The organism is Bacillus sp. FSL H8-0492, from assembly GCF_038006145.1.
Lineage (GTDB): Bacteria > Bacillota > Bacilli > Bacillales > Bacillaceae_G > Bacillus_A > Bacillus_A mycoides.
The window spans coordinates 1-7,500 of record NZ_JBBOUP010000001.1; the positions used below are offsets into that span (position 1 = coordinate 1).

Consider the following 7,500-nt stretch of genomic DNA (forward strand, 5'->3'; position numbering starts at 1 on the left):
TTGGAAAATATCTCTGATTTATGGAATAGTGCCTTAAAAGAATTAGAAAAAAAGGTAAGCAAGCCAAGTTATGAAACCTGGTTAAAATCAACAACTGCTCATAACTTAAAAAAAGATGTATTAACTATTACGGCTCCAAATGAATTCGCTCGTGACTGGCTAGAATCTCATTATTCGGAACTAATCTCCGAAACACTTTATGATTTAACAGGGGCAAAACTAGCTATTCGTTTTATCATTCCCCAAAGTCAGGCAGAAGAGGATATAGATCTCCCTTCTGTTAAGCAAAAACACGCACATGATGAGTCTAATCACTTACCACAGAGTATGTTAAACCCAAAATATACATTTGATACATTTGTTATTGGCTCTGGTAATCGTTTTGCACATGCTGCTTCTTTAGCTGTAGCTGAAGCACCAGCTAAAGCCTATAATCCGCTCTTTATTTACGGGGGCGTTGGACTTGGAAAAACACATTTAATGCACGCAATTGGGCATTATGTAATTGAACACAACCCAAATGCAAAAGTTGTATATTTATCATCTGAAAAATTTACAAATGAATTTATTAATTCAATTCGTGATAATAAAGCTGTCGATTTTCGTAATAAATATCGTAATGTAGATGTCTTATTGATAGATGATATTCAATTTCTTGCTGGAAAAGAACAAACACAGGAAGAGTTTTTCCATACATTTAATGCGTTACATGAAGAAAGTAAACAAATTGTGATTTCAAGCGATAGACCACCAAAAGAAATCCCAACTTTAGAAGATCGCCTTCGTTCTCGCTTTGAATGGGGGTTAATTACGGACATTACGCCACCAGATTTAGAAACTAGAATCGCAATTTTACGTAAAAAAGCAAAAGCAGAAGGTCTTGATATACCAAATGAAGTTATGCTTTATATCGCAAATCAAATCGATTCAAATATTCGCGAACTAGAGGGTGCACTTATTCGAGTTGTAGCTTATTCATCTTTAATTAATAAAGATATGAATGCTGATTTAGCGGCTGAAGCGCTTAAAAATATTATTCCAAACTCTATACCTAGAATTATTTCTATTTCTGATATTCAAAAGGCTGTTGGGGGCGTCTATCAAGTAAAATTAGAAGATTTCAAAGCAAAAAAACGGACAAAATCCGTTGCATTCCCTCGCCAAATTGCGATGTATTTATCACGTGAACTTACTGACTCATCTTTGCCAAAAATAGGTGAAGAATTTGGTGGCCGCGATCATACAACAGTAATCCATGCTCACGAAAAAATTTCGAAGCTATTAAAAACGGATACTCAATTACAAAAACACGTTGAAGAAGTTAAGGATATTTTAAAATAGTAGTAGCTGAATAGTGTGAATAACTTAGCTTATTTTACGCACAGTCTATCCACATGTAGATAGACTGTTTTTACATCTTTAAACAGGGTTATCCACATATCCACAAGCCCTATTACTATTACTACTATTTTTTTATCTTTATTAAATAAATAAAATCTTATACTTACCGGAGGTTTTTCGTTATGCGTTTTACAATACAAAAAGACTATCTTGTAAGAAGTGTACAAGATGTAATGAAGGCAGTTTCTTCTCGTACAACAATTCCAATTCTTACAGGGATTAAAGTTGTAGCAACTGAAGAAGGAGTTACGTTAACAGGTAGTGATGCAGACATCTCTATCGAATCATTTATCCCAGTCGAAGATGCTGGAAAAGAAATTGTGGAAATTGAACAATCAGGAAGTATTATTTTACAAGCAAAATATTTTAGTGAGATCGTAAAAAAATTACCTAAAGAAACTGTCGAAATTTCTGTGGAAAATCATTTTATGACAAAAATAAAATCTGGAAAATCAGAGTTTAACTTAAATGGTTTAGATGCTGCTGAATATCCGTTATTACCACAAATCGAAGAACATCATGTATTTAAGATTCCAACAGATTTACTAAAGCACATGATTCGTCAAACAGTATTTGCAGTTTCAAGTTCTGAAACAAGACCGATCTTGACAGGTGTAAACTGGAAGGTATATAACAGCGAGCTAACTTGCATTGCAACAGATAGTCACAGACTAGCACTTCGTAAAGCAAAAATCGAAGGGTATAATATTGCCGATGAATTTCAAGCGAATGTCGTTATTCCTGGTAAGAGCTTAAGTGAATTAAGTAAAATTCTAGATGAATCTGAAGAAATGGTAGATATCGTTATTACGGAGTATCAAGTATTATTCCGTACAAAACATTTATTATTCTTCTCAAGATTATTAGAAGGAAATTATCCAGATACAACGCGGTTAATTCCAGCTGAAAGTAAAACTGATATATTTGTAAATACAAAAGAATTTTTACAAGCGATTGATCGTGCGTCGCTGTTAGCAAGAGATGGTCGTAACAACGTTGTTAAATTATCGACATTAGAACAACAGATGTTAGAGATTTCTTCGAATGCACCAGAAATCGGAAAAGTAGTAGAAGAGGTTCAATGTGAAAATGTAGATGGGGAAGAATTAAAAATATCTTTTAGTGCAAAATATATGATGGACGCATTAAAGGCTTTAGATAGTACAGAAATTAAAGTTAGTTTTACTGGAGCGATGAGACCGTTTTTAATTCGCACAGTAAATGATGATTCCATTATCCAATTAATTTTACCAGTCCGTACTTACTAAGTAAGGATTAAGGGTTGCTAGTGTAAAGGTACTAGTGACCCTTATTTGATTTGTGGGGTATTACTTTCCTAATGCTAGTTTATTTAGTACAATGAAAGAATGAACACTTTCAGAAAGTGAGCGATTTTATGAAACTTATTAAGATTTCAACAGAATACATTACACTAGGACAATTTTTAAAGTTAGCTGATGTAATTGATACAGGTGGCGCTGTGAAATGGTTCTTACAAGAATATGAAGTATACGTAAATCAAGAACTTGAAAATAGAAGAGGCCGAAAGTTATATGCAAATGATATTGTTGAAATTCCGGGAAGCGGAACTTTCCAAGTTCAGGCATAAAGGGGGATCCCTTTGTTTATTACAGAAATACAATTAAAAAACTATCGCAATTATGAGCATTTAGAGCTTTCCTTTGAGGATAAAGTCAATGTAATTATTGGTGAAAATGCGCAAGGGAAAACGAATCTGATGGAAGCTATTTATGTATTGGCGATGGCGAAATCTCATAGAACTTCGAACGATCGTGAACTCATTCGTTGGGATGAGGATTATGGTAATATAAAAGGTAGATTACAAAGGCGAAATAGTTCAGTATCCTTAGAATTAAATATTTCAAAAAAAGGTAAGAAGGCAAAGTTAAATCAGTTAGAACAACAAAAATTGAGCCAGTATATTGGTGAAATGAATGTTGTTATGTTTGCCCCAGAAGATTTAAATCTTGTAAAAGGAAGCCCTCAAGTACGAAGACGCTTTTTGGATATGGAACTTGGACAAATAGCTCCGGTCTATTTGTATGAATTAAGTCAATATCAAAAGGTACTCACGCAACGAAATCATTTACTTAAGAAGATGCAAGGGAATAGTAAAAATGAGGAAACGATGTTGGATGTATTTACACTTCAACTTATTGAGCATGGTGCAAAAATTTTGCGAAAACGTTTTGAGTTTTTGCATTTACTACAAGAATGGGCTGCTCCAATTCATCGCGGAATTAGCAGGGGATTAGAGGAGTTAGAAATCGTTTATAAACCAAGTGTAGATGTATCAGAATCAATGGATTTGTCGAAAATAAAGGAAGTATACTATGAAAGTTTTCAATCTGTGAAACAACGTGAAATTTTTCGGGGTACAACTTTACTTGGTCCTCATCGTGATGATTTACAATTCTTCGTTAATAGTAAAAATGTTCAAGTCTTTGGTTCACAAGGACAACAACGAACAACCGCACTATCCCTAAAATTGGCTGAAATTGAATTGATATACTCAGAGGTTAAGGAATATCCAATTCTTTTACTAGATGATGTGTTATCAGAATTAGATGATTATCGTCAATCGCATCTGCTAAATACAATTCAAGGAAAAGTACAAACCTTTGTAACAACGACGAGTGTCGAGGGAATTGAACACGAAACATTGAAAGAAGCGAAAACAATTCATGTAACGAACGGCACGGTAGATTGTGAAATAGACAGAAAATAATTTCTGTTTAAATGGAAAAGTAGGTGATCTTTGTGTCAATGGAACAAAAGCAAATGCAGGAAAATGCATATGATGAAAGTCAGATTCAGGTGTTAGAAGGACTGGAGGCAGTTCGAAAGCGTCCTGGTATGTATATTGGTTCTACAAGTGGAAAAGGTCTTCATCACCTCGTGTGGGAAATTGTTGATAACAGTATTGATGAAGCTTTAGCAGGATATTGTGATGAAATTAATGTCAGTATTGAAGAAGATAATAGTATTGTTGTAACAGATGATGGTCGTGGTATCCCTGTTGGTATACAAGAAAAAATGGGACGTCCTGCTGTAGAAGTTATTATGACGGTACTCCATGCCGGTGGTAAATTTGGCGGTGGTGGTTATAAAGTTTCTGGTGGTTTGCATGGTGTAGGTGCATCTGTTGTAAATGCTTTATCAACAGAATTAGAGGTATTTGTACATCGAGATGGAAAAATACACTATCAAAAATATGAACGTGGGGTCCCGGCTGCAGATTTAAAAGTAATAGGTGAAACTGATCGTACAGGAACGATCACACGCTTTAAGCCAGATTCAGAAATTTTTACAGAGACGACAGAATACGAATTTGATACATTAGCGACTCGTATGCGTGAGTTGGCGTTTTTAAATCGTAATATTAAATTAACAATTGAAGATAAGCGTGAACATAAGCAAAAGAAAGAATTCCATTATGAAGGTGGAATTAAATCATATGTTGAACATTTAAATCGTTCAAAACAACCGATTCATGAAGAACCTGTATATGTTGATGGTTCAAAAGATGGGATTCAGGTTGAAGTTGCTCTTCAATATAACGAAGGCTATACAAATCATATTTATTCATTTACAAATAACATTCATACGTATGAAGGCGGTACACATGAGGTAGGTTTTAAGACTGCTCTAACACGTGTAATTAACGATTATGGTCGTAAAAATAATATTTTAAAAGATGCGGATAGTAATTTAACTGGTGAAGATGTTCGTGAAGGCTTAACAGCAATCGTGTCAATTAAGCATCCAAATCCACAATTTGAAGGACAAACAAAGACGAAACTTGGGAATAGTGAAGCGAGAACGATTACAGAGTCTGTATTCTCAGAGGCGTTTGAAAAGTTCTTACTAGAAAATCCCAATGTTGCACGTAAAATTATAGATAAAGGGACTATGGCAGCGCGTGCACGTGTAGCGGCTAAAAAGGCTCGTGAACTAACGCGCCGAAAGAGTGCTCTAGAAGTTTCAAGTTTACCAGGGAAGCTAGCTGATTGTTCTTCTAAAGATCCAGCAATTAGCGAAATTTATATCGTGGAGGGTGACTCTGCGGGCGGATCTGCAAAACAAGGGCGCGATCGTCATTTTCAAGCGATTTTACCACTGAAGGGTAAAATTATTAACGTTGAAAAGGCACGTTTAGATAAGATTTTATCAAATGATGAAGTTCGTACAATTATTACAGCAATCGGTACAAATATTGGTGGGGATTTTGCTATTGAAAAAGCTCGCTATCATAAAGTTATTATTATGACAGATGCCGATGTTGATGGTGCACATATTCGTACCCTATTATTAACGTTCTTCTATCGTTATATGCGTCAAATCATTGAGTGTGGATATATATATATCGCACAGCCACCGTTGTTTAAAGTACAACAAGGTAAAAAAATTCAATATGCTTATAACAATAAAGAACTTGAAAAAATACTAGCTGAATTACCAGCTCAACCTAAGCCTGGGATTCAGCGTTATAAAGGTCTAGGGGAAATGAATCCAACTCAGCTGTGGGAGACGACAATGGATCCAGAAGTACGTTCGTTACTTCAAGTTTCCCTTCAAGATGCAATTGAAGCGGATGAAACATTTGAAATTTTGATGGGTGATAAAGTAGAGCCGCGTCGTAACTTTATCCAAGAAAATGCAAAATACGTGAAAAACCTTGATATTTAAGTGAGTAATGACAGGAATCTAAGTATTCCTGTCTTCTACATATAAATCAATGTATGTGTAACGGAAATGTAAGAGGAGGTGCTCGTTGATGTCAGACAATCAACAACAAGCACGAATTCGAGAAATTAATATTAGTCATGAAATGCGTACCTCATTTTTAGATTACGCAATGAGTGTTATCGTGTCTCGTGCATTACCAGATGTTCGTGATGGATTAAAACCAGTTCATCGTAGGGTTTTATATGCGATGAATGATTTAGGAATTACAGCTGATAAAGCATATAAGAAGTCGGCGCGTATTGTCGGCGAAGTAATTGGTAAGTATCACCCGCACGGTGATTCAGCTGTTTATGAAACAATGGTACGTATGGCACAAGATTTTAGTCAACGTTACATGCTTGTTGATGGACATGGTAATTTCGGTTCTGTTGATGGAGATTCAGCGGCAGCAATGCGTTATACAGAAGCAAGAATGTCTAAGATTTCTATGGAATTAATACGCGATATTACAAAGAATACAATTGATTATCAAGATAACTACGATGGTTCTGAAAGAGAGCCAGTTGTATTACCAGCGCGTTTCCCTAACTTATTAGTCAATGGTACGACGGGTATTGCGGTTGGTATGGCAACAAACATTCCACCGCATCAACTTGGAGAAGTAATTGATGGTGTGTTGGCATTAAGTCATAACCCTGATATCACTATCGCGGAATTAATGGAATATATTCCTGGACCAGACTTCCCAACTTCAGGTTTAATCTTAGGGCGAAGTGGAATTCGAAGAGCTTACGAAACAGGTCGCGGTTCTATTATACTTCGTGCTAAAGTTGAAATTGAAGAGAGAGCAAATGGTAAACAAACTATTATCGTAACAGAACTACCTTATCAAGTTAATAAGGCGCGATTAATTGAAAAGATCGCAGAACTAGTTCGTGATAAGAAAATTGAAGGTATTACAGATTTACGTGATGAATCAGATCGAAATGGTATGCGTATTGTTATGGAAGTACGTCGTGATGCCAATGCCAATGTACTATTAAATAATCTATATAAACATACAGCACTCCAAACAAGTTTCGGTATTAATATGTTGTCTCTTGTAAATGGAGAGCCACAAGTCTTAAATTTAAAACAAAATCTATATTATTATTTAGAGCATCAAAAGGTAGTGATTCGTAGACGTACTGCTTATGAATTAGAGAAAGCAGAAGCGCGTGCTCATATTTTAGAAGGCTTACGAATTGCTTTAGATCATCTTGATGAAGTTATTACTTTAATCCGTAGTTCAAAAACAGCTGATATTGCAAAACAAGGTTTAATGGAACGTTTCGGCTTAAGTGAGAAACAAGCGCAAGCGATTTTAGATATGCGTTTGCAACGTTTAAC

6 protein-coding genes (1 of these 6 only partly in view) are annotated in these 7,500 nt (G+C 35.4%); all 6 read left to right on the forward strand.

What is annotated here, in order from left to right:
- Positions 1-1,341, forward strand: a complete 1,341-nt coding sequence (gene dnaA / locus MHH66_RS00005; protein WP_002016481.1) for a chromosomal replication initiator protein DnaA — start codon at positions 1-3, stop codon at positions 1,339-1,341.
- Between the two features lie 182 nt (positions 1,342-1,523).
- Entirely contained in the window at positions 1,524-2,669 is a 1,146-nt protein-coding gene (dnaN, locus tag MHH66_RS00010; protein ID WP_002034988.1) for a DNA polymerase III subunit beta, read from the forward strand.
- Between the two features lie 128 nt (positions 2,670-2,797).
- Entirely contained in the window at positions 2,798-3,010 is a 213-nt protein-coding gene (gene yaaA, locus MHH66_RS00015; RefSeq protein WP_002016484.1) for a S4 domain-containing protein YaaA, read from the forward strand.
- 12 nt (positions 3,011-3,022) lie between these two features.
- Complete coding sequence (gene recF / locus MHH66_RS00020) at positions 3,023-4,150, forward strand: DNA replication/repair protein RecF (RefSeq protein WP_002016486.1); 1,128 nt, start codon at positions 3,023-3,025, stop codon at positions 4,148-4,150.
- 38 nt (positions 4,151-4,188) lie between these two features.
- Positions 4,189-6,111 carry a DNA topoisomerase (ATP-hydrolyzing) subunit B gene (gene gyrB, locus MHH66_RS00025; RefSeq protein ID WP_002034986.1) on the forward strand — a complete coding sequence of 641 codons (1,923 nt, stop codon included), beginning with the start codon at positions 4,189-4,191 and terminating at the stop codon, positions 6,109-6,111.
- Positions 6,112-6,199: 88 nt separating this feature from the next.
- A protein-coding gene (gene gyrA, locus MHH66_RS00030; protein WP_002034984.1) for a DNA gyrase subunit A crosses the window boundary here: on the forward strand, positions 6,200-7,500 show its 5' portion. Its footprint extends 1,171 nt past the window's final position; 1,301 of the gene's 2,472 nt are visible here — the first part of the coding sequence; the start codon lies at positions 6,200-6,202; its stop codon lies off the right edge, out of view.